At 67.3% G+C, this 22,769-nt stretch carries 24 protein-coding genes; 4 read left to right on the top strand and 20 right to left on the bottom strand.

Annotated features, from left to right (window positions below; translation table 11 throughout):
* Window positions 1-121 precede the first annotated feature (121 nt).
* From AOZ53_RS03130 to AOZ53_RS03070, 13 genes are all read right to left on the bottom strand, one after another.
* Entirely contained in the window at window positions 122-1,546 is a 1,425-nt protein-coding gene (locus AOZ53_RS03130) for a DegQ family serine endoprotease (protein WP_369815784.1), read from the bottom strand.
* Window positions 1,547-1,655: 109 nt separating this feature from the next.
* On the bottom strand, window positions 1,656-2,732 hold the full coding sequence (locus tag AOZ53_RS03125; protein WP_054429588.1) for a MucB/RseB C-terminal domain-containing protein: 1,077 nt from the start codon (window positions 2,730-2,732) through the stop codon (window positions 1,656-1,658).
* The gene (locus AOZ53_RS03120; RefSeq protein WP_054429589.1) at window positions 2,732-3,241 is read right to left on the bottom strand and encodes a sigma-E factor negative regulatory protein; all 510 of its coding nucleotides are present in this window, start codon (window positions 3,239-3,241) and stop codon (window positions 2,732-2,734) included. The genes AOZ53_RS03125 and AOZ53_RS03120 overlap by 1 nt, the downstream gene beginning before the upstream one ends.
* A 12-nt stretch (window positions 3,242-3,253) precedes the next feature.
* Window positions 3,254-3,853 carry an RNA polymerase sigma factor RpoE gene (rpoE, locus tag AOZ53_RS03115; protein ID WP_006389292.1) on the bottom strand — a complete coding sequence of 200 codons (600 nt, stop codon included), beginning with the start codon at window positions 3,851-3,853 and terminating at the stop codon, window positions 3,254-3,256.
* Entirely contained in the window at window positions 3,850-4,308 is a 459-nt protein-coding gene (locus AOZ53_RS03110) for a hypothetical protein (RefSeq protein WP_082380378.1), read from the bottom strand. The genes rpoE and AOZ53_RS03110 overlap by 4 nt, the downstream gene beginning before the upstream one ends.
* A gap of 37 nt (window positions 4,309-4,345) precedes the next feature.
* Window positions 4,346-5,575 (bottom strand): beta-ketoacyl-ACP synthase II, encoded by a 1,230-nt coding sequence (gene fabF, locus AOZ53_RS03105; RefSeq protein ID WP_054429591.1) that lies wholly within the window; start codon window positions 5,573-5,575, stop codon window positions 4,346-4,348.
* Between the two features lie 183 nt (window positions 5,576-5,758).
* Window positions 5,759-5,998, bottom strand: coding sequence for an acyl carrier protein (acpP, locus tag AOZ53_RS03100; RefSeq protein ID WP_005012191.1), 240 nt, complete (start codon window positions 5,996-5,998; stop codon window positions 5,759-5,761).
* A gap of 213 nt (window positions 5,999-6,211) precedes the next feature.
* Entirely contained in the window at window positions 6,212-6,964 is a 753-nt protein-coding gene (gene fabG / locus AOZ53_RS03095; protein WP_006393479.1) for a 3-oxoacyl-ACP reductase FabG, read from the bottom strand.
* A 4-nt stretch (window positions 6,965-6,968) separates the two neighbouring features.
* Window positions 6,969-7,904, bottom strand: coding sequence for an ACP S-malonyltransferase (gene fabD, locus AOZ53_RS03090; protein ID WP_054486818.1), 936 nt, complete (start codon window positions 7,902-7,904; stop codon window positions 6,969-6,971).
* Window positions 7,905-7,995: 91 nt separating this feature from the next.
* Window positions 7,996-8,982: a beta-ketoacyl-ACP synthase III gene (locus tag AOZ53_RS03085; RefSeq protein WP_054486816.1), complete on the bottom strand. Its 987-nt coding sequence runs from the start codon at window positions 8,980-8,982 to the stop codon at window positions 7,996-7,998.
* A complete protein-coding gene (plsX, locus tag AOZ53_RS03080) occupies window positions 8,982-10,049 on the bottom strand; it encodes a phosphate acyltransferase PlsX (RefSeq protein WP_054429593.1) in 1,068 nt (355 codons plus the stop codon). Before plsX ends, AOZ53_RS03085 begins: the two co-directional genes overlap by 1 nt.
* A 59-nt stretch (window positions 10,050-10,108) precedes the next feature.
* Window positions 10,109-10,291 (bottom strand): 50S ribosomal protein L32, encoded by a 183-nt coding sequence (rpmF, locus tag AOZ53_RS03075; RefSeq protein WP_006389284.1) that lies wholly within the window; start codon window positions 10,289-10,291, stop codon window positions 10,109-10,111.
* A gap of 52 nt (window positions 10,292-10,343) precedes the next feature.
* Window positions 10,344-11,021, bottom strand: a complete 678-nt coding sequence (locus tag AOZ53_RS03070; RefSeq protein ID WP_231690288.1) for a YceD family protein — start codon at window positions 11,019-11,021, stop codon at window positions 10,344-10,346.
* Between the two features lie 123 nt (window positions 11,022-11,144).
* On the opposite strand from AOZ53_RS03070, the gene AOZ53_RS03065 reads away from it, so the two are divergent.
* Genes AOZ53_RS03065 through AOZ53_RS03055 form a run of 3 tightly spaced genes read left to right on the top strand, consistent with a single transcriptional unit; the run spans window position 11,145 to window position 13,242 of the window.
* On the top strand, window positions 11,145-11,747 hold the full coding sequence (locus AOZ53_RS03065; protein WP_054429595.1) for a Maf-like protein: 603 nt from the start codon (window positions 11,145-11,147) through the stop codon (window positions 11,745-11,747).
* Entirely contained in the window at window positions 11,744-12,454 is a 711-nt protein-coding gene (locus AOZ53_RS03060; protein WP_054429596.1) for an SAM-dependent methyltransferase, read from the top strand. Before AOZ53_RS03065 ends, AOZ53_RS03060 begins: the two co-directional genes overlap by 4 nt.
* A complete protein-coding gene (locus AOZ53_RS03055) occupies window positions 12,451-13,242 on the top strand; it encodes an N-acetylmuramoyl-L-alanine amidase (RefSeq protein WP_369816780.1) in 792 nt (263 codons plus the stop codon). Before AOZ53_RS03060 ends, AOZ53_RS03055 begins: the two co-directional genes overlap by 4 nt.
* An 18-nt stretch (window positions 13,243-13,260) precedes the next feature.
* Here AOZ53_RS03055 and msrQ read toward each other — a convergent pair whose 3' ends face one another.
* The 4 genes from msrQ to AOZ53_RS03035 form a co-directional block, all read right to left on the bottom strand.
* Entirely contained in the window at window positions 13,261-13,914 is a 654-nt protein-coding gene (gene msrQ, locus AOZ53_RS03050; protein WP_054429598.1) for a protein-methionine-sulfoxide reductase heme-binding subunit MsrQ, read from the bottom strand.
* On the bottom strand, window positions 13,911-14,879 hold the full coding sequence (gene msrP / locus AOZ53_RS03045; protein ID WP_054429599.1) for a protein-methionine-sulfoxide reductase catalytic subunit MsrP: 969 nt from the start codon (window positions 14,877-14,879) through the stop codon (window positions 13,911-13,913). Before msrP ends, msrQ begins: the two co-directional genes overlap by 4 nt.
* 163 nt (window positions 14,880-15,042) lie before the next feature.
* Window positions 15,043-15,705, bottom strand: a complete 663-nt coding sequence (locus AOZ53_RS03040) for an HAD family hydrolase (RefSeq protein ID WP_054486813.1) — start codon at window positions 15,703-15,705, stop codon at window positions 15,043-15,045.
* 1 nt (window position 15,706) lies between these two features.
* Window positions 15,707-16,672, bottom strand: a complete 966-nt coding sequence (locus tag AOZ53_RS03035; RefSeq protein ID WP_100505113.1) for an RluA family pseudouridine synthase — start codon at window positions 16,670-16,672, stop codon at window positions 15,707-15,709.
* 508 nt (window positions 16,673-17,180) lie between these two features.
* Here AOZ53_RS03035 and AOZ53_RS03030 point away from each other — a divergent pair.
* The gene (locus AOZ53_RS03030; RefSeq protein ID WP_054486811.1) at window positions 17,181-20,252 is read left to right on the top strand and encodes an Rne/Rng family ribonuclease; all 3,072 of its coding nucleotides are present in this window, start codon (window positions 17,181-17,183) and stop codon (window positions 20,250-20,252) included.
* Window positions 20,253-20,405: 153 nt separating this feature from the next.
* On the opposite strand, the gene AOZ53_RS03025 is transcribed toward AOZ53_RS03030, so the two are convergent.
* The 3 genes from AOZ53_RS03025 to accD all read right to left on the bottom strand — a co-directional run bounded on the left by AOZ53_RS03025 (window position 20,406) and on the right by accD (window position 22,757).
* Window positions 20,406-20,912: a hypothetical protein gene (locus AOZ53_RS03025; RefSeq protein ID WP_082380376.1), complete on the bottom strand. Its 507-nt coding sequence runs from the start codon at window positions 20,910-20,912 to the stop codon at window positions 20,406-20,408.
* 154 nt (window positions 20,913-21,066) lie between these two features.
* A complete protein-coding gene (locus AOZ53_RS03020) occupies window positions 21,067-21,615 on the bottom strand; it encodes an acyloxyacyl hydrolase (protein WP_054429602.1) in 549 nt (182 codons plus the stop codon).
* Between the two features lie 263 nt (window positions 21,616-21,878).
* Window positions 21,879-22,757, bottom strand: a complete 879-nt coding sequence (gene accD / locus AOZ53_RS03015; protein WP_054429603.1) for an acetyl-CoA carboxylase, carboxyltransferase subunit beta — start codon at window positions 22,755-22,757, stop codon at window positions 21,879-21,881.
* Window positions 22,758-22,769 lie beyond the last annotated feature (12 nt).

Raw genomic sequence — 22,769 nt, 5'->3', positions numbered from 1 at the left:
CCGCCGCCGGGCCTCGCTTGCGGCGGGCCGCGGGCGGCATCTGGCGGGGAGCCGGGCAAAAACGAGGGGGCGCCAGGCGCCCCCTCTTGCGGCAACCAGCCATTTTAGCCGGTCTTGGGCCTTATTTGCTTGCGGGCACCGCCACCCACTGGGTCTGCTCGCCGCGGCGCACCAGCAGGCCGACCGCGCGGCCCTTCTCCAGCTTGCCGACCAGCTCGGCGAACTGCTTGGCGCCGGTGACGTCGGTGTCGTTCAGGGCCAACACAATGTCGCCTTCCTGCAGGCCGGCCTTGGCCGCGGCGCCTTCGGCGACCTTGACCTGCACGCCGCCCTTGATGCGCAGCTTCTTCTGCACATCGGCGGGCACGTCGATCACGCCCAGGCCCAGCGCGTTGGTGACTTCCGGCGCCGGCGGCGTGCCCTTCTTGCCCGGGGCCGCCTTGTCGACCGGAATCTCGCCGACCTTGACCGACAGGGTCATCTTCTTGCCCTTGCGCCACACTTCCATGTCGGCGCGCGTGCCCGGCTTGGTTTCGCCGACGATGCGCGGCAGATCGGACCAGCGCTTGATCGGTTCCTTGTTGAAGGTCAGGATCACGTCGCCCGGCTGCACGCCCGCCTGTTCGGCCGGACCGTCCGCCTCGACGCTGCTGACCAGCGCGCCCTCGGCCTTGGGCAGGCCGATGGCCTCGGCCACGTCCTTGCCGACTTCGCCGATCTGCACGCCGACGCGGCCGCGCGTGACCTTGCCAGTGGCGCGCAGCTGGTCGACCACCCGCATCGCTTCGTCGATCGGGATGGCCAGCGAGATGCCCATGAAGCCGCCGCTGCGCGAGATGATCTGGGAGTTGATGCCCACGACCTCGCCCGCCAGGTTGATCAGCGGACCGCCCGAGTTGCCCGGGTTGACCGCCACGTCCGTCTGGATGAACGGCAGGTATTCGCCGGTATCGCGGCCGATGGCGCTGACGATGCCCGAGGTCACGGTGGAGTCCAGGCCGAACGGCGAACCGATCGCCAGCACCCACTGGCCCTTCTTCAGCTTCTTGGGGTCGCCGATCACCAGCGGCGTCATGTCCTTGGCTTCGATCTTGATCAGCGCCACGTCGGTGCGCTCGTCGGTGCCGATGACCTTGGCCTTGAATTCGCGGCCGTCGGTGAGGGTGACGTAGATGTCGGTTGCATCGCTGACCACGTGATTGTTGGTCATGATGTAGCCGTCATCGGAGATGAAGAAGCCCGAGCCCACGCCGCGCGGCACGGTGCGTTCCTCGGGCTGCTGCGGCTGCGGGCGCTGGCGCGGGTTGGGCGACTGCTGGCCCGGCGGCTGGAAGTCAGGACCGAAGAACCAGCGGAACAGCTCGGCCGGATCGTTGCCGCCCGGGCCCACGCCGCGGATCGGCACGGTGGCCGTGGTGCGGATGTTGACGACCGCCGGGTCGGCTTTTTCGATGATGCTGGTGAAGTCAGGCAACGCCACCGTCGGGGTGGGCGTTTCGGCCGCCGGGGTCTGCGCGTGCGAGACCGGCGCGAACGCGGCCGACATCAAGAGCCCCGCCGTCGCGGCCGCCAGGAAGCGGCGCAGGCCGGGGTTCGACACCATCATTGCTTTCATAGATTGCTCCGAAATCACTTCTTGCCGCAGAGGCCGCTCATCACTTGGAGCCGGCCGCCGGAGCGTTCGCCACGGGTACGTATTCTGTCGCTTCCGCCAATTGTTCCAGCGTCGCCACGGGCACTTCGCCCACGGCCGTCAGCCAGTAATCGGCGATGCGGGTGCCATAGACGGTAATCGATCCACGCTGCGCCGCGCCAGGGGGCGGATGATGGCCGCGCTGGCTGTCGTAGGGTTCGATGAACACCGAGATGGCCGCCAGGCCGTCGGACAGCACCATCTGGTTGACCGTCGCGCCGCGACCCATCGAGCGCGCCACCTGCATCACCACCGTGAACCCCTTGGGCGCCGGAATGCGCCATCCCAGGGCGCCCAGGTCGACCGGCTTCATGGAGGGCTCGAGCACCTTCCAGTCGCGCGTGTTCCAGCGCGACGACAGCGACTTGGGATCCACTTCGGCGCCCAGGCGCAGCGAGGTGAACGACACCTGCTCGACCACGCCGCGGGCGGCGTTGAGGGTCTGGGCCTTCAGCAGCAGATTGGTTTCGACGTCGGCGCAGAGGCGATAGCCATAGCGCAACTTGTCCAGCGGCTCGATAGTGATCAGGCGGCATTCGCGCCCGGCGACGCGATGCAGCGCCGACTCGGTGCGGATCTTGTAGTGATCGGTCAGGTTGGCCGGATCGCCCAGCAGCAGACCGGGAAAGCGGTCGCCGCGGCGACGCTCGATCAGGACCGTCTTGCGCTCGGGGATCAGGCACTGCACGTCTTCGTTGTGCCGCAGGTATTCGCGCGGCTGCCCGTCCAGGATCTCGAGACGCTCGCGCTCGCCGGTGCCGTCCAGGACATGCACCAGCCGCGAGGACTGGATCATCTCGCCTTGTTGATACATGAACACGCCGGCGTAGTCCTGCTTGCGCGCGGCCTGCTGGATGCGCGAAAGCAGCTGCACCACGTCATCGCCCTGCTGGGCGGGGGCGGCGTCGGCGGCGCGCGCGGGGTCATGCGCGGCCAGGAATGCGGTCAGGAGCGTAGCGGCGAACCAGCCGGCGCGGTGGGCTTGCCAGGAGGCAGCCCGTCCCAGCACCGGCCAACGAGTCGGAAGCACCAGGGCCATCAGCGCCCCGCCCCGACGTCGAACGACACCTGACGCACCGCGCTGGGGCCGGCCATCTGGCGATGGGCCTCCAGGTAGTCGCTCAGGCCCGACGTATCGGCGCTGCCGCTCAGGCTGGCGTCCGCCAGCACCCGCGTCTCGGTGGCGGGGGAACCGCCCGCCAGATACGGCTGGGCGACCCAGGCCACCGTGGCGACCGCGGCCGCCACCGCCAGGCCGGACAGGCCCAGGCGCAGCGGTGAGCGGCGCCGCGGCGCGGCCACGATCGGCAGTTCGGCATCCAGCGCCCGCGACAGGCGGGCGTGGAAGTTCGCGCTGGGCGTCAGCGCCAGGTCGGTGTTGCGCAGGGCATCACCGATCAGATGATAGGTATCCCAGGTCTGTCGCCCTTCGCGGGTCAACAGGCCGGAGAGAATATCGTCGGTTTCTTCCCCGTCCATCCAGGCGGAAACGGATTCCTCCCAGGCGGCTTCGGAAGAAACGACGGACTTGGCTGCTGTAGTCTGCATGACTGCCACTCCTTACCAGCGACGCTCGGCATCGGTGCCAAGCAATGGGCGCAACTTGGTCGCAATGGCTTCTCGCGCACGGAAAATGCGGGAGCGCACCGTACCAATGGGGCAGTCCATGCTCTGGGCGATGTCTTCGTAACTCATACCTTCGATTTCACGCAGGACGATTGCGGTGCGCAATTCCTCGGGCAATTCCTCGATGGCCGCGTTCACCGTTTCGGCGATCTCGCGGCTGGCCACCATGGACTCCGGCGTGCTTATATCGGTTAGGTTGTCGGTTTCGTTAAAAGTTTCACCGTCTTCCGTTTCTATCGCATTGGGCGCGCTCGGCCGCCGTCCCTGGGACGCGAGCCAATTTCGGGCCGTATTGATGGCGATACGATACAACCAGGTGTAGAACGCGCTCTCCCCCCGGAACTGGGGCAAGGCCCGGTAGGCCTTGATGAACGCTTCCTGGGCCACGTCCTCGATCTCGGCGGGATCGCGGATCATGCGGGCCAGCAGACGGAGGATCTTGCGCTGGTACTTGAGCACCAGCAGGTCAAAGGCCTTCTTGTCGCCCCGCTGGACGCGCGCGACAAGCTCAGCGTCGACTTCGCGCTCGCTCATGAGGCCTCCCGCAGGCGGACCGTCCGGGGCGTCTGCCGCGCCGCGCCGGCCAGCAGGCACAGGCGCCGCCAGTCGTCGGGTCGCAACGTCGGTTGCCAGACGGTGAAAGTTACATGGTGGTCGTTAAAGGCCATACTCCCGGAGGGCAAGGGCTGCAGGGTGAGCGAAAGCCACGCCGGTCCGCGACGCTGTTGCACCAGCGACGCGTCCCGCCAACCGCTCGGCAGGCGCACCTGCCAGCGGCCGCCACCGGCCGCCGTGCGCAGGGCCGATACCGGGGACAGGCTGCGACGGGTCAAGTGTAACAGCCCCGCCGCCAACGCCGATGACATCAGCGCGGCGCCGGCCGTCCAGGCCGTGCCGTGCCACGAGGCGGCGGTGAGAAGGCTGGCCGCGGCGGCGGCCAGCCCCAGGCCGGGCAACGCCGTCACGCCGCGCGGCCGCAGAACGGGCACGCGAAACGTCCAGCGCCCCTGGCCTGGGCCTTCCAAATCAGACCCGGCGAACGGCCATCGAGCCGTTGGTGCCGCCGAAGCCGAACGAGTTGGACAGGCCGACGTCGATCTTCATCTGCCGTGCCTCGTTGGCGCAGTAGTCCAGGTCGCATTCCGGATCCTGGTTGAAGATGTTGATGGTCGGAGGCGAAACCTGGTTGTAGACCGCCAGGGTCGTGAACACCGCCTCGATGCCGCCGGCCGCGCCCAGCAGGTGGCCGGTCATCGACTTGGTCGAATTCACCACCAGCTTCTTGGCGTGGTCGCCGAACGCCAGCTTCAGCGCGTCGCTCTCGTTCTTGTCGCCCAGGGGCGTCGAGGTGCCGTGCGCGTTGACGTACTGGACGTCTTCCAGGTTCAGGCCGCCGTTGCGCAGCGCGTTGAGAATGCCGCGGCGCGGGCCGTCCTTGTCGGGAGCCGTGATGTGATGCGCGTCGGAGCTCATGCCGTAGCCGGCGAACTCGCCATAGATGCGCGCGCCGCGCTTCTTGGCGTGTTCGTATTCTTCCAGCACCAGCACGCCGGCGCCCTCGCCCAGCACGAAGCCGTCGCGGTCGCGGTCCCAGGGACGCGAAGCCGTCTGAGGATCATCGTTGCGGGTCGACAGCGCGCGCATCGCGGCAAAGCCGCCGATGCCCAGCGGCGATACGGTCGACTCGGCGCCACCGGCCAGCATGACGTCGGCATCGCCGTACTCGATCAGGCGGGCAGCGTCACCAATGCTGTGCAGGCCCGTGGTGCAGGCCGACACGACGGCGTAGCTGGGGCCCTTCATGCCAAAGGCGATGGACAGGTGGCCGGAGATCAGGTTGATCAGCGAACCCGGCACGAAGAACGGCGAGATCCGGCGCGGACCCTTGGCCATGTATTCGACCTGGGTTTCCTCGATGCGCGGCAGACCGCCGATGCCCGAGCCGACGATCACGCCAATGCGTTCGGCGTTGGCTTCGGTGACTTCCAGGCCACAATCGCGCCAGGCCTGCATCCCGGCGGCCAGGCCGTAATGGATGAAGGTATCCATCTGGCGGGCTTCTTTGCTCGAGATATAGGTGCTGATGTCGAAGTCTTTGACTTCGCCGGCAATGTGCGTGGTGATGGCCGAGGGATCGAAACGGGAGATACGGCTGATGCCAGAACGTCCGTTGACGATATTGTCCCAAGCGGTGGTCAGGTCGTTGCCAACGGGCGAAACGATACCAAGGCCAGTGATGACGACACGTCGCTTCACGGATGACTCCTCAAACAGACAAAAGAAAGGCGGCTTTCGGGATGCACTGCGCGTGCGGAACACGCAATAGCGGGTCGGGCATCAATGCCCTTCCCGCGCGTGGACCACACGGCAAATTCCTGAAACCGCCCCGGTTCCCGGCTGGCCCCGGACATGGGGCAACCGGAAGGATATAGGCTGAGCTTACTGCTTACCGTTCGAATTGATGTAATCAATCGCTTGTTGCACGGTCGTGATCTTTTCGGCCTCTTCGTCGGGGATCTCGGTCTCGAATTCGTCTTCGAGCGCCATGACCAGTTCGACCATGTCGAGCGAATCGGCACCGAGGTCGTCAAGGAAGGAGGATTCGTTCTTGATCTCGGCTTCGTTCACGCCAAGTTGTTCAGCGACGATCTTCTTGACGCGCTGTTCGATGCTTTCCATGCAGATCTCCAAATGGGAAAAATCCCGCGAATTATAGCCAAGCGCAGAGTACTGCAAACGCCAGGCCGTGACAAAAATAACACCGCGCACTTTGATCTGTCGCCCGCCGGGCGCAGGAAAACCGGTGTGCGGCGTTTCCGGATGAACCGCGCGTTGCCGTGCCGGTTGTCCGGCGCCGGCGCGGCGGCCTGGGCCGCCCGCGCGTTTCGTGACTTATTGCATGTACATCCCGCCGTTGACGTGCAGGGTGGTGCCGGTAATGTAACCCGCCTGCGGCCCGGACAAAAAGGCCACCGCATGGGCGATGTCCGTGGGCGAACCCAGCCGGCCCAGCGGAATCTGCTGCAGCAGCGCGGCGGTCTGGTTCTCGCCCAGCGCGCGCGTCATGTCGGTGTCGATGAAGCCCGGCGCGACGCAATTGACGGTGATGTTGCGGCTGCCCAGCTCGCGCGCCAGGGCGCGCGACATACCGGCGACGCCGGCCTTGGCGGCGGCGTAGTTGGCCTGGCCGGCATTGCCGCTGGAACCCACCACGGAGGTGACGTTGATGATGCGTCCCCAACGGGCCTTCATCATGTTGCGCAACACGGCGCGCGACAGGCGGAAGACCGACGCCAGGTTGGTGTCGATGACCGCGGACCAATCGTCGTCTTTCATGCGCATTGCCAGCGTATCGCGGGTGATGCCGGCATTATTGACGAGGATGTGCGGACCGCCGCCTTCCTTGCCGAGCGCGTCGATGAGTGCGTCGCAGGCCTCGGCGTTGGTCACGTCCAGCACCACGCCGCGGCCGCCGAACGGCGCCAGCGCCTCGGTGATGGCGGCGGCGCCCGATTCGGAGGTGGCGGTGCCGACGACCACCGCGCCGCGCGCGGCCAGTTCCTGGGCGATGGCGCGGCCAATGCCGCGCGTCGCGCCGGTGACCAGGGCGATCTTGCCCTGCAGTTCGATCGAGGTGTTTTCCATGGTCTTAATTTCCGTTGACCGCGGCCAGCGCGGCCTCAAGCGAGGCCGGATCCGTGATGGCCAGGCCGGTGAGCTCGGGGTCGATGCGTTTGGTCAGGCCGGCCAGCACCTTGCCCGGCCCGCACTCGATGACGTGAGTCACGCCCTGCGCCTTCATGGCGCGCAGCGTCTCGACCCAACGCACAGGATGCCATGCCTGGCGCACCAGCGCATCCCGGATTGCCCCGGGTTCCGTCGGCGAGGCGACATCGACGTTGTTGATGACCGGGATCTGCGGCGCCGCCACGTTGACCGCGGCCAGCGCGCCCGCCAGCACGTCGGCGGCGGGCTTGAGCAGGCTGGAGTGGAACGGCGCGGACACCGGCAGCAGCAGCGCGCGCTTGGCGCCCGCGGCCTTGGCCAGTTCGCAGGCACGTTCGACGGCGCCCTTGTGGCCGGCGATCACGACCTGCGCCGGCGCGTTGAAGTTGACGGCTTCGACCACTTCGCCCTGGGCTGCCCCGGCACACGCGGCGCGCACGGCATCATCGTCCAGGCCGAGAATGGCGGCCATGGCGCCCGTGCCGACAGGCACCGCGGCCTGCATGGCGTCGGCGCGCACGCGCACCAGGCGCACGGCGTCTTCCAGCGCCAACGAGCCGGCGGCCGTCAGCGCGGCGTATTCGCCCAGGCTGTGGCCGGCGACGACGTCGGGATTGCGGCCACCCGCCGCGCGCCAGGCCGCGAAGAACGCGACGCCGGCCGTCAGCATGGCGGGCTGGGTGTTGGTGGTCAGGTTGAGCTGTTCGATGGGGCCCTGCGCGATCAGCGCGCCCAGGTCCTGGCCCAGCGCCTGCGAGGCGCGCGCCACGGTATCGGTCACGGCGGCGACGCCGGCCCAGGCATCCAGCATGCCGACGGCCTGCGAACCCTGGCCAGGAAAGACAAAAGCGATTTTCATGTTCGACCGTGTGGAGTGATTCTGAGTCTGTGGAATGTCGGACGCGGCATCCGGGCGGGCGCGGCAATCCGCGTCCCGGCCGGACACGCCCTTACATGCGGGCCAGTACCGAACCCCAGGTGAATCCGCCGCCCACGCCCTGCATCAGCACGAGCTGGCCCGGCTTGACGCGGCCATCGCGGCGCGCGGCGTCAAGCGCCAGCGGCACGCTGGCAGCGGAGGTATTGGCATGGCTGTCGACGGTGATGACAACCTTCTCGACCGGCACGGCAAGCTTGCGCGCCAGGAAATTCAGGATGCGGACGTTGGCCTGATGCGGCACCAGCCAATCGACTTCACTGATGTCGACGCCGGCTTCGGCGCAGGTGTTGCGGGCGGAGCGGTCCAGCACCGTGACGGCCTGCTTGAACACCGCCTGGCCGTCCATGCGCAGGAACGGATCGCCGGTGACGTCGCCATAGGCCACGTTGCCCGCGGCGCTGAGGATCTTCATCTGGCTGCCGTCGGCATGCAGCTGGGCGGCCAGGATGCCGGGCTTGTCGGAGGCCTTGAGCACCACCGCGCCGGCGCCGTCGCCGAACAGCACGCAGGTGCTGCGGTCGTTCCAGTCGAGGATGCGCGAGAACACTTCGGCGCCGATCACCAGGGCGCAACGCGCGCGGCCGGCGCGGATGAAGCTGTCGGCGGTGGTCAGGGCATAGACGAAGCCGCTGCACACGGCCTGCACGTCGAAGGCGGCAGACCCCTTGGCGCCCAGGTTGGCCTGCACCAGGCAGGCGGTGCTGGGAAACACGAAATCGGGCGTGGACGTAGCCAGCACGATCAGGTCGACCTCGGAGGCATCGACACCCGCATCGGCCAGCGCGCGGCGCGAGGCCTCGGTCGCCAGCTGGCTGGTGGTGACGCCGCGTTCGGCGAGGTGGCGCTGGCGGATGCCCGTGCGCTCGACGATCCACTCGTCGGAGGTGGCGATATCGCGCGTCGCCAGCTCCGCGGCCAGGGCGTCATTCGAAACCACGCGTTCCGGCAGGAAGCTGCCGGTGCCCGCGATCACGGAATATTTCATTGCGGTATCCATCAAGCGGTGTCTCCAGCCGCGCCCGGCTCGAGCGCCGGAGCACCCGAGGCAGACTGGACGCGCTGGTTGAGCTGCGCGACCGTCTGTGCGGTGCGCTCCAGCAGTTTACTCACGACGGCTTCGCGCGCCCGTTGCAGCGCGAACCCGAAGGCGTAGACATCAGCCGAGCCGTGGCTCTTGATGACCACGCCACGCAGGCCCAGCAACGCCGCGCCGTTGTAGCGGCGGTTGTCGACGCGATTGCGCAAGCGGTTCAGCACCGGCTTGGCCACGGCGCCGGCCAGCAGCGTGATCAGGTTGCGTTTGAACTCTTCGCGGATGACGCTGGACAACATCTTGGCCAGGCCTTCCACGGACTTGAGCACGACGTTGCCGACGAAACCGTCGCAGACGACGACGTCGACCGTACCCTTGAAAATGTCATTGCCTTCCACGTTGCCGTAGAAGTTCAGGGGACTGGCGCGCAGAAGCTCGGCGGCTTCCTTGACGACCTCGTTGCCCTTGATGACCTCTTCGCCGATGTTGAGCAAGCCCACGGTGGGGTTGTCGCGATGGTCCACCGCCTGCGACAGCGCGGCGCCCATGATGGCGAATTGCAGCAGGTGCTCGGCCGTGCAGTCCACATTCGCGCCCAGGTCCAGCACCGTGGTGGCGCGGCCCGTCTGGTTCGGAATGGACGTGGCGATCGCCGGCCGGTCAATGCCGTCCAGCGTCTTGAGCACATAGCGTGAAATGGCCATCCACGCGCCGGTGTTGCCGGCGGAAATGCAGGCGTCGGCATTCCCGTCCTTGACGGACTGGGCGGCCAGGCGCATGGAGGAGTCTTTTTTGCGGCGCAGGGCGACCTCGACCGGGTCGTCCATGGTGACGACTTCGGAAGCCGCCACGATCTCGAAGCGATCACGCTCGACGCCGCGGTGCTCGGAGAGCGCCGCTTCGATGGCGTCGGGAAGCCCGACCAGCAATAGCCGGGTGTCCGGAAATTGCCGGGCGAACTCGATCGCAGCCGGAATCGTGACGGGCAGACCGAAGTCTCCGCCCATACAGTCTATGGCGATGCGTATCACGGGTGCCAGGTATCAGCGCTCAGCCGAATTGGTCCGAGTACGAGTTCGGCCCGGGGGCCTTATTCGTCGGCCTTGGTCTTCAGGACCTTGCGGCCACGGTAGAAGCCGTTGGGGCTGATGTGGTGACGCAGGTGCGTTTCGCCCGTGGTCGGTTCGATAGCCGTCGACGGATTCACCAGAAAATCGTGCGAGCGGTGCATACCGCGCTTGGACGGGGACTTCTTGTTTTGTTGAACAGCCATGATGACTCCTAGAAACGGGGCGCATTGTACGCGATGCGGCCCGATGTTGATCTCAATCTTTGTGCTTCAGTTGTTCCAGCACCGCAAACGGCGACGGACGCTTGACAACGGGCTCTTGGGGAGCTTCGCTGTCCTTGGCCTGCGCGCCCGGGCATACATCATGCTTGGGCACATACGGAACGCTCAGAATGAGCTCATCTTCGATCTGGGCCAACAGATCGAAATGATGCGAACCCACCACCTTTTCAGGCTGGTTGGACACAAAACCTTTTCCTGCGTTTCCTGCTTCCTCGCCGTCCTCATCCTCGTCGTCGAAACCCGCGGCGTGACCGCCGGAGGCAAAGCCGTCGTCGAGGTCGGCTTCGGACTTGACCAGTTGCAGCAGGACCTCGCTGTCCACCGGATAGGCGAACGGCTCATTGCACCGCTGGCACACCACGACCGGATTCGCCCGCACATGAATGTGCAGGAGCGGCTGACCTTGCAGCAACCCGGCCTTGCCCATCTCGCCGCGCACGGACCACGTCACGAGGCCGGCCTCACCCGCCGGTTGCTCGGGAAGTCCGTCAACCGCGCGCGTCAACCGCACAAGAGGTATGGTGCCTTGCGCTTCCTTGCCCGAATGGGCGAATGCGAATGCGTCGATGGGCTTGATGTTCTGTCCTTTCGCACAAGACCGCCGGGCATGCGCATCGCGCACAACCTGCTCATCCCGTGCATTCGCGGCCATCCCAGGGCGCCAAACCGATGACTCGCGCCGGGGTTGCGCCCCGCCCAAAAGTCATGCTGCCCTGCAAAAATGCCGCAAAACGTTAGATAATACTGTGACTTACGTCCCAGCGTCAAATATCGCATGCCCTCACAACCCAGCCTGATCCTCGCTTCCAGCTCGCGCTACCGCAAAGAACTGCTCAGCCGCCTGCGCCTGCCCTTTACCGCCATTTCGCCGGATGTGGACGAAACGCCACAACCGGGCGAATCCCCCGAAGCGCTGGCGCTGCGCCTGTCGGTCGCCAAGGCCATGGTGGTGGCGTCCGCGCATCCGGGCAGCATCGTGATCGGCTCGGATCAGGTGGCGACCGTGGACGGCCAACCCATCGGCAAGCCTGGCGACTTTTCGCGCGCCCAGGCACAATTGCGGGCACTTTCCGGGCAGATGGTGGAATTTCACAGCGCGTTGGCGGTCACGGACGGTCAACGGGTGGAAAAAGCCGACATCGTCACGCGCTGCCGCTTCCGGCGCCTGTCCGACCAGGCCATTGACGCCTATCTGCGCGCAGAGGAACCCTACGATACCGCAGGCAGCGCCAAGGCGGAAAGCCTGGGCATCGCCCTGATGGAAAGCATCCAGAGCGACGATCCGACCGCCATCATCGGCCTGCCGCTAATCGCCCTGACCACCATGCTGGCCGGGTTCGGGCTCGACCCGCTGGCGGCGCCGGGAGCGCCCGCATGAGCGGCTCGCTGCACCTGATCCCCGTGGGGCTGGGCGAGGCCGCCCCGGAAAGCTGGCTGCCCGCCGACGCGCGCGCCCGGGCCGGCAGCCTGGACACCTACATCGCCGAGAACGCCAAGACGGCGCGCGCCTTCCTCAAGCTGGTGGGCACCACCCGGCCGCTGCAGGAAATCACCATCCACACGCTCAGCGACAAGACCGACGCCGCCGAGATCGGCGCCTGGCTCGAGCCAGTGCGCCGCGGCGCCGACATCGGCCTGGTGTCCGAAGCCGGCTGCCCGGCGGTCGCCGACCCTGGCGCCAAGGTGGTGGACGCCGCCCACCGGTTGGGCATCACCGTCAAGCCCTGGGTCGGCCCCTCCTCCATCCTGCTGGGCCTGATGGCCAGCGGCCTGGACGGCCAGCGCTTCGCCTTCCACGGCTACGCCCCCGTGGACGCCAGCGAGCGCGCCAAACAGCTCAAGGCCTGGGAACAGCACTCCGCCCGGCACAACCAGACGCAACTGCTGATCGAAACCCCCTACCGCAACGCCGCCATGTTCGCGACGCTGCTGGCCAGCCTGAAGGGCGACACCAAGCTGTGCGTGGCCCGCGCGCTGACCACCGCCGACGAATGGATCGCCACGCGCACCATCGCCGACTGGAAAAAGCAGCCCGCCCCGCAGCTGGACAAGATGCCCACCCTGTTCCTGTACCTGGCGCGCTGACCATGATCCGAATTGCCGCCGTATTCCTGGCCCTCGCGGCCCTGGCCGGTTGCGCCCAGCGCGGCCCCGCCGGCCTGAACCTGGACACCTCGGTCACCGCGGTCAGCCAGAGCAGCCGGGTGCGTTTCGTCGTGGTGCACTACACCTCGACCGACGACGCCGTATCGATGAAGCTGCTGTCGCAGGGCAAGGTCAGCGCCCACTACCTGATCGATACCTCCGGGCGCGCCCACCGGCTGGTCGATGAAACCCGCGCCGCCTGGCACGCCGGCGAAAGCGCCTGGTATGGCCTGAACGCCATGAACAGCACCTCGATCGGCATCGAGATCGTCAACCCGGGGTGGACCGACGGCACCGACGGCAAGCCGCAATGGCATGCCTACGGCGACCGCCAGATCCGCGCCCTGACCATCCTGTTGCGCGACATCATCCAGCGCAACGGCATCACGCCCGAGAACGTGGTGGGCCACAGCGACATCGCGCCCCAGCGCAAGGTCGATCCGGGCCCGCTGTTCCCCTGGAAGCAATTGGCCGCGGCCGGCATCGGCCGCTGGTACGACGAAGCCGGCGCCGCCGCGCACCTGGCGCGCCTGCAGGCGCAGGGCACGCCCGACGTCGCCTGGTTCCAGCAACAGTTGCAGCGGCTGGGCTACACCACGCCGCAGAACGGCACACTGGATCGCGCCACCATCAATGTGCTGGCGGCCTTCCAGATGCACTACCGCCCCGCCCTCCACGACGGTCAGCCCGACGCCGAGACGGCGGCGATCCTGCTGGCCATGCTGTAGCCGGACGGCGCGCGCCGCTCAACCCGGGCGGCGGCGCCACCAGGCGGCCAGCCGCCAGCCCAGCAGCAGCGCCAGCGCCGCGGCGTACAGGATCGGCTGCGACAGGTCGTTCTTGCCGGCCTTGTGCCACCAGTAGTGCAGCACTGCCAGCAGGCCGATCAGATAGATGGCGCGGTGCAGCTGCTGCCAGCGCCTGCCCAGCTTGCGCATGGCCCACTGAGTCGAGGTGGCCGCCAGCGCCGTCATCAGCACGAAAGCGGCGAACCCCACGGTAATGAAGGGCCGCTCGCCGATGTCCTGCAGCATGGCGGCCGGATCGAAGCCGCGATCCCACCAGACCCAGGCCATGAAATGCATGGCGCCGTAGAAGAACGCGAACAGGCCGCACATGCGGCGCAGGCGCACCAGGGCCGGCTGGCCGGTCAGGCGCCGCAGCGGCGTAATCGCCAGCGTCACAAGCAGGCACACCAGCGTCCAGGTGCCCGACGAGCGGGTCAGGAATTCCACCGGGTTGGCGGTCAGCCCATCGGTGAAGCCCAGCCAGATCCAGCGCGCGAACGGCGCCAGGCCCAACAGGAACAGCCAGGGCTTGAAGCGCCCCACCGCGCGCGCCGACCACTGCGGCTTGCGCGGCGCGGCCACGGCGGCGCCATCAGCCACGGGCGGCTTCAATAGTTGGCCTTCAGATCCATGCCCTGGTAGAGCGACGCGACCTGATCGGCGTAACCGTTGAACATCAGGGTCTTGCGCTTGGGCGTGAACAGGCCGTCCTCGCCGATGCGGCGCTCGGTCGCCTGGCTCCAGCGCGGATGCGGCACGGTCGGATTGACGTTGGCATAGAAGCCGTATTCCTGCGGCGCGGCCTTGATCCACGAGGACACCGGCTGCTTTTCCACCAGGCGGATCTTGACCAGCGACTTGCCCGACTTGAAGCCGTACTTCCAGGGCACGGCCAGCCGCAACGGCGCGCCGTTCTGGTTGGGCAGCACCTTGCCGTAGACGCCGAACACCAGCATGGCCAGCGGATGCATGGCCTCGTCGATGCGCAGGCCCTCGACATAGGGCCAGTCGAGGATGGCGGCGCGCACGCCCGGCATGTTCTCGCGCTGCACGGCGGTCACGAATTCCACGTACTTGGCATTGCCGGTGGGCTCGACCTGCTTGAGCAGCGCCGACAGCGAGTAGCCGACCCACGGGATGACCATGGACCATCCCTCGACGCAGCGCAGCCGGTACACGCGCTCTTCCATGGGCGCCAGCTTGAGCAGCTCGTCGATGTCGAAGGTGCGCGGCTTGCCGACCTCGCCCTCGACGCTGACCGTCCACGGACGGGTCTGCAGCTTGCCGGCGTTGGACGCGGGCTCGCCCTTGTCGACGCCGAATTCGTAGTAGTTGTTGTAGGACGTGATATCAGCGAAGGACGTCTGCTTGTCCATGACGCTGAATGCCGCGTTGGGCTGGCCCGCCAGGCCGCCGGCAGCCGCGCCCTGGGCGAAGGCGCTGCGCGCCGCCCAGCCGGACAGCCCCAGCCCCGCCGCCGCCACGCCCGCGCGCAGGATCAGGTCGCGGCGCGAGCGCCAGACCGCCTCGGTAGTGATGTCGGACGGAACGATGTCATCGGGCCTGCGTATCAACATGGGGATTCTCCTGGGGGCCGGCGCGTGGATTCGCGTCGCTGCCGCCCCGCTCAAACCGTGGACGTTTCGCGACCCCATGATATTCCGCCGGACTGGCCGACGGCGATCAGCAATAGACCGCCCCACCCGCCGGGCGTTCCCGGCGGGACCGACGCCTCGGCCGTCAGGCGGCGGCCAGGGCCCGGCTGAGCAGCCATTCGCGCACCAGCGGCACGCTTTCCAGCACCGCCTGCGGGCCGCAACCCTCAAGTTCCTTCAGGGTATGCGCGCCGTAGGTCACGCCCAGGCCGTGCACGCCGGCGTTGGTGGCCATCTGCATGTCGTGGGAAGTGTCGCCCACCATCACCACGCGGGCCGGATCGACATCCAGCTCGCTCATCAACTCGTGCAGCATGGCCGGATGCGGTTTGCTGAAGGTCTCGTCGGCGGTGCGGGTGGCGTCGAACATGGGGCCCAGGCCGGTCGCGGCCAGGGCGCGGGTCAGGCCGACCCGGCTCTTGCCGGTGGCGACAGCCAGGCGCACATCGCGCTCGGCCAGCGCCGTCAGCAGCTCGGGGACCCCCTCGAACAGGCGCAGTTCGGGGTCGCGCAGCAGGTAATGGGTGCGGTAGCGCTCGAGAAAGCGCGGCAGCATCGCCTGGGTCAGCTGCGGCACGGCGCGGCGCAGCGCGCTTTCCAGCGACAGCCCGATCACCCAGCTGGCGTCGGAGGCCGACGGCACGGGCAGCTCCAGGTCGCGACAGGCGCCCTGGATGGCGGCCACGATGCTGGGCGTGGAATCCATCAGGGTTCCGTCCCAGTCAAAAACGACCAGCGAATACGACATATCAGACCGACTCCAGTTGTTTCAGTATTTTCCGGCAGGCGGGCGGCAATTCGGCGGTCAGCGTCATCGGCTCGCCCGTCAGCGGATGGTTCAGGGTCAATTGGTGGGCATGCAGGAACATGCGGCCAAAGCCCATGCGCGAGAACTCGGCGCGGACCTCGTCGTGGCCGTACTTGTCGTCGCCCACGATGGGAAAGCCGCTGGCCGCCAGGTGCACGCGGATCTGGTGGGTGCGCCCGGTGCGCAGTTCCGCGTCCACCAGGCTGTAGCGGCCGAAGCGCTGCTTGAGCGTGATGATGGTGTGGGCGGTCTGGCCGTCGGGATCGACCTTGACGCGGCGTTCGCCGGACTGGGTGGTCCATTTCGACAGCGACAGCTTGATGTGCTGGCGGTCGTTGACCCAGTCGCCCTCGACCAGCGCGTAATAGTGCTTGTCGCTGCGCCCCTCGCGCAGCATGGCGTGCAGGGCCAGCAGCGCGCTGCGCTTCTTGGCGACCATCAGCAGGCCGGAGGTCTCGCGGTCGAGCCGGTGCACCAGCTCCAGGAACTTGGCCTCGGGACGGGCGGCGCGCAGTTGCTCGATCACGCCGAAGGACACGCCGCTGCCGCCGTGCACCGCCACGCCGGCGGGCTTATCCACCACCAGCATCGCGTCATCCTCGAACACCACCGGGAATTCGGCGGCCGGCACCGGCTTGGGCTTGCCCGGGTCGGGCAGGCGCAGCGGCGGAATGCGGACCATATCGCCTTCCGCGACCCGATAGTCGACCGAGATGCGTCCCTTGTTTACCCGGACCTCGCCGCCACGGATGGCCTTGTAGATGTGGGTTTTGGGGACGCCCTTGCACAGGCGCATCAGGTAATTATCCAGGCGCTGGCCGGCGTGTTCGGCGCCCACTTCCACCATGCGGACGGAGGGGGTGGCCATAGGGGAGGAAGTTTCTTTGCGCATTGCGGAAAGCGACATATAATCGGGACAGCCTTAAGGGGCTGAATCAGCCGCTGGCGTAGAGATGCAACTCAAGTACGCAACTCCGTCGAGCGCGTGGGCCGCCATTGTACTGCCTGCTCATTCAACCCCTGGGTCATTTGGTCGCCGGCGCAACCGCGCCCTGCCGGATAGTGGTGTGGCATTCATTTTGCCCGCTGTCCCAGCAGGTCCGTTGCCTGCCGCAAGCGGCTTGAAGCACTGCAAGAATCGTCGCATATTTAAAGCACCAGCTGCGCGTCGGCAACCAATCCGGCCGCAACTGCCGTTCACAGCACATTTCCGTCAAACCACATTCAGTGAAGCTGACCCTCCTGCTGAAAGAACCCCGTGCCCCACGGCACGACGTGCCCGCCTGACCCGCGGCGGATACGCCTGGGCGCCGCCCAGGTACGGTCCGCATCTTCTTGCCCGCTTCAGCCGCAGCCCGAGTGGCCCGAGGTCACGCGCCGATATCGGCGCGTCATGACAACGGAGAAACCCTCTCATGAAGCGCATGCTGTTCAATGCGACGCACCAGGAAGAATTACGCGTCGCTATCGTCGATGGGCAAAAACTCATCGACCTCGACATCGAGACTGCCGGCCGCGAACAACGCAAAGGCAACATCTACAAAGGTGTCATCACCCGGATCGAACCCGGCCTCGAAGCGTGCTTCGTCAACTACGGCGAAGACCGCCACGGCTTTCTTCCCTTCAAGGAAGTGGCCCGCAGCTTCTTCAAGGAAGGCGTCGACGTCCGCACCGCCCGCATCCAGGACGCCCTGCGCGAAGGCCAGGAGCTGATCGTCCAGGTTGAAAAGGAAGAGCGCGGCAACAAGGGCGCCGCCCTGACCACGTTCATCTCGCTGGCCGGCCGCTACCTGGTCCTGATGCCCAACAACCCCCGTGGCGGTGGCGTTTCGCGCCGTGTCGAGGGCGAGGACCGCCAGGAACTGCGCGACACGATGGAGCAGCTCGAGCTGCCCCAGGGCATGAGCATCATCGCCCGCACCGCCGGCATCGGCCGCAACGTCGAAGAACTGCAATGGGACTTGTCGTACCTGTTGCAGCTCTGGACCGCCATCGACGGCGCCGCGCGCGACAACTCCGCGCCCATCCTGATCTATCTGGAATCGAGCCTGGTCATCCGCGCCATCCGCGATTACTTCTCGCCCGAGATCGGCGAAATCCTGATCGACACGGACGAGATCGCCGACCAGGCCACCGCGTTCATGAGCGTGGTGATGCCGGACAACGTCCAGCGCGTGAAGCGCTACCGCGACGACATCCCGCTGTTCTCGCGCTTCCAGATCGAACACCAGATCGAAACGGCCTACTCGCGCACGGTCACGCTGCCCTCGGGCGGCGCCATCGTCATCGACCACACCGAAGCGCTGGTGTCCGTGGACGTCAACTCGGCCCGCTCGACCCGCGGCGCCGACATCGAGGAAACCGCCCTGCGGACCAACTCGGAAGCCGCCGACGAAGTGGCCCGCCAGCTGCGCTTGCGCGACCTGGGCGGCCTGATCGTCATCGACTTCATCGACATGGAAGACAGCAAGAACCAGCGCGCCGTCGAACAGCGCCTGCGTGACGCCCTCCATTTCGACCGCGCCCGCGTCCAGATGGGCAAGATCTCGCGCTTCGGCCTGATGGAACTGTCGCGCCAGCGCCTGCGTCCGGCCCTGAACGAAGGCTCGCACATCACCTGCCCGCGCTGCAACGGCACCGGCGTGATCCGCGACGCCGAATCCAGCGCCCTGCACGTCCTGCGCCTGCTGCAGGAAGAAGCCATGAAGGAAAACACCGCGGCGGTCCACGCCCAGGTGCCGGTCGACGTGGCGACCTACCTGCTGAACGAAAAGCGCGCCGACATCACCAAGATGGAAGCCCGTCTGAAGGTCAACCTGGTGCTGATCCCCAACAAGCACCTGGAAACGCCGCACCACCACATCGAGCGCCTGCGCCACGACGATCCGCGCCTGGAAGAAGTGAAGACCAGCTTCGAGCTGGTCGAAGCGCCCGCCACGGACGCCCCCTGGCAGCCGCGCGAAAGCGAGATCAAGGCCCGTCCGGAAGCGCTGGTCAAGGGCATCACGCCCTCGCAGCCGGCTCCCGTGTCGACCCCTGCCCCGACGCCCGCCCCCGCGGCCGCGCCGGCGCAATCGGGCGGCCCCGGCCTGCTCAAGCGCCTGTTCGGCTGGCTGACCGGCAACAGCGAGCCCGCCAAGGCCGCGCCCGCCGCCCAGGAAGAGACCGGCGCCAAGCGCGCCGCGTCGCCGGCCCGCGGCAAGGGCCGCAGCGGCCACGACGGCCAGGAACGCCGCGGCGAACGCCACGGTTCCGACCGCAACCGCAACCGTCGCGGTGAATCCCGCGCCGAAGGCGCCGAGGGCAGCGAAGGCGGCCGTCCGCATATCCGCGGCAACCGTCGCCCCGAAGGCGAACGCGGTGAACGCCAGGAACGCGGCGAGCGCCACAACCGCAACGAGCGTGGCGACCGCGATCAGGCCGTGCAGGCCGCGCAAGCCTCGAACCGTCCCGACATCGCCCCGGAAGCCGCTGGCGATGACGCCGGCGCCGGCCGCAACCGCCGTCGCGGCCGTGGCCGCAACCGCCGCGAGGAAGGCCAGGCCGACGCGCCGATGAGCGATCAGGAAAGCATGGTGGCCGCACTGGCCCAGACGGTCGCCACAGCGCTGCCTGAAGCCAAGCTGCCCGCCGCCGACGCCGCGGCCGAGCAGGCCGATGCCGTCGAACAGACCGCCGATGGCGTGCCTGCCGCGGAAGGCGCCGAAGCCGGCGCCGACCCGGAGCGCAAGCGCCGCCGCCGCCGCAGCCGTCGTGGCCGCCGCAGCCCGGACGAAGCCGGCCTGGCTGGCAGCGACGAGCAGCAGGAAGATGGCATCGACGACGAAGCCGGCGAGCCGGCCTCGGACGTGACCGCCGCGCCCGCGCCGGTGGCCGCCGCTCCGGTGGCATCGCAAGCCGAAACGGCCCCGGCCGAGGCGCAAGCCCCGACCCAGCCGGTCGAGGCCGCGCCGGTTCAAGCCGAGCAGGCTCCCGCTCCGGCGGCCGAGCCCGTGGTCGAGCCGCAGCCCGTGCAGGCCGCCGCGCCCGAAGTGACCGCGCCGGTGGCCGTCGAGCCCGCCAGCCAGGTCTCCGAGCCCGCCGTGCCCGCCACGGCGCCGGTGGAAGCCGCCACGGCCGAACCGGTCGTCGAGCCCATCGTGACGGCGGCCCCCGCCGCGCCGGCCGAACCGGTCGCCGCTCCGGCTCCGGTTGCTGCTCCGGCTCCGGTTGCCGCTCCGGCGCCGGTCGCCGCGCCCGTGGCCGCCGCGCCGGTCAGCGCCCAGCCCATCGTGGTGCCGGCAACGGCTCCGTCGGCCAAGGCCCAGGCCCTGCACGAAGTGGTCAACGCCGCCGGTCTGCAGTGGGTGGAAACCGACCCTGAGCGCCACGCGCAGACGCAGCTGCGCATCGCCGCCGCGCACACGCCGGTGCGCCTGGGCCGCGAGCGCAAGCCGGTGGCGCAGGTCTCGAACGAACCCCTGGTTCAGGTCGAAACCCGCCACTGAAGCAAGCCGCGCAAGCAAAAGCCCCCATCGAATGATGGGGGCTTTTTTTTTCAGATCACGCACCTACGTTCGACAACCTGCTCGACCGCCTCTGCTTCGGGGGCCGGCGAGCAACGCTGGCAGTTGCCGGCGGTCAGCTCGCGCAGCGCGCATTCATCGCGCTTCCGGCCAAGTCTTCAGAACGCGCACACCTTCGGTTCCAGCCCCGGGCCAAAGCTGGATCACGTATCGGTCATCTCCTTCCAGGCCATCTTCATCGAGCGTGTCGAGGCCGGAAAAACTGGCACGCACGCCGAGCGGCCCCACCGTCACGGGAAGTCGCGGCGCGGTGGGCGCGTAATCCGTCAAGCCGGCCAGCACGAGTTGACCCGAGGGACAATCGAACCGGGCCTCGACAACGTGTTGGTAGGCATCGAGATCGGGAGCGGGACGCTGATCGTGCCATTCAACGCGGATCGGCACGGTCATATTGCGCGCTGTCTGGAGGACGACGGCATAGGGCCCGACCATGAGGCGGCGGGCCAACACCTCATCGGTGTAATCGTCAGGCAGGTCGGGATGCCCCTCATCGTGCAGGTAGAGCTGGAAATAGTCGGCGAAGAGCTCGCCTTGATAGAGTATCGAGGATGCCGTTGGACGAGCGGCCATGGGCTGTGTCATCGTGATCACTCCGGTTCGCGAACCCTCAATGGGTGAAAGGCGGCATGCCCCGCCTGGAAATACGCCGCGAATCGCCGGGGCATGGCGCGCACCGTGGTCGAAAAAAACCCTCGTCGCCGAGGGTTTTCGTTTGTCAGGCCGGATCGCGCAGCGATCAGAACTGGTACGTGTAGGTCAGCTGCACCATGTCCAGGCCCGGGTTCGGGCGCTTGATGCTGGCGTTGGAGAAGTGCGAGTAGCGCACGCCGATGCGGTTGTTCGGCGTCAGCAGGAAGCCCATGCCGACGTGGTCGCCGAACTGGAAGGCGGTGCTGATGTTCTCGTCGGCGAAGCGGGTGCGCGAGAACACGGTGGCGCCGATACCGGCTTCGAGGTAGAAACGCTCGCCGGTCCACCAGCGGAACATCGGGATGGCGTTCAGTTGCCAGACGCTGCTCGGCGAACGATCGCCGTCAGCCCACCAGTACGAAGCGCCGAATTCCGGCGTCAGGTCGAGGCGGCCCCAGTTGCCGCCGAATTGGTACGTCCAGATCGACGGGGTTTCGTAGTTCAGCGTCAGGCGCTGGTAGTGGTCACCGATACCGTAGTGCAGGCTCACGCCGCCCTGGGTGCCTTGAGACGACTGCGCGCTGGCAAGGGTAGCGCCACAGGCCAGGGCCAGACCGACAAGGCGGACGAGCATTTTCTTCTTGGTCGACTGCATTGGGAGCAACTCCGTATTTTGTTGGCACGAACACCCGGCAAAAATCACAGGTGACATCGAGTACTACAGAACATAGCAAAAACCGGGCCAGAAGGCTCGCAATATGTCGCAATAAGGCAACATAATCGATGGAAAACACTGTTCCGCTCGGCGGACGAAATGTTGTTGTCATGCTCCTGCCCGCGCGCACGTGAAAACGCCGCCGGCACGATGGCGCGGCGGCGTCCTGGTGGGCCTGCCCCGGACAGGAGGCGGCGGATCGATCAGGCGGCGGTGACGACGTCGGCCGGCTGATTGGTCAGCAGCGCCAGCAGGCGGGCGATTTCCTCGCGCAGCTGACGGCGGTCCACGACCATGTCGATGGCGCCCTTCTGCAGCAGGAACTCGGCGCGCTGGAAGCCTTCGGGCAGCTTCTCGCGCACGGTCTGTTCGATCACGCGCGGACCGGCAAAGCCGATCAGGGCCTTCGGTTCGGCGATGACCACGTCGCCCATGAAGGCGAAGCTGGCGGACACGCCGCCCATGGTGGGATCGGTCAGCACGCTGATGAACGGCAGGCCGGCCGCCGACAGGCGCGTCAGCATGGCGTTGGTCTTGGCCATCTGCATCAGCGACAGCAGGCTTTCCTGCATGCGCGCGCCGCCCGAGGCGGCCACGCAGATGAAGGGCGTCTTGTTGTCGAGCGCGGCCTGGGCGCCGCGCGCGAAGCGCTCGCCGACCACCGAGCCCATGGAACCGCCCATGAACTCGAATTCAAAGCACGCCAGCGTGGCGGGCACGCCGCGGATGGAACCGCTGACCACCACCAGCGCGTCGGTCTCGCCCGTCTGCTTGACGGCTTCGGCCAAGCGCTCGGGGTACTTGCGGGTGTCCTTGAACTTCAGCGTATCCACCGACCGCGTGGACTGGCCGATCTCGACCCGGCCTTCGAGGTCGAGCAGCGACTCGATGCGAGCGCGGGCGCCGATGCGCATGTGGTGGTCGCACTTGGGGCAAACGTGCAGGTTGGCCGCGAGATCTTCGCTGTACAGCACCGTTTCGCACGACGGGCATTTCACCCACAGGCCTTCCGGCACGCGGCGGGCGCCGCTGTCGCTGGTCTTGTTGATGCGAGGCGGCAGGAGTTTTTCGATCCAGCTCATTGTTTGTTCATC

It is taken from the genome of Achromobacter sp. 2789STDY5608621 (assembly GCF_001299375.1).
In the GTDB taxonomy this organism is placed as follows: domain Bacteria; phylum Pseudomonadota; class Gammaproteobacteria; order Burkholderiales; family Burkholderiaceae_B; genus Achromobacter; species Achromobacter insuavis.
Note: the sequence above shows the minus strand (reverse complement) of the source record. Positions and strands in the feature narration are given on the sequence as shown.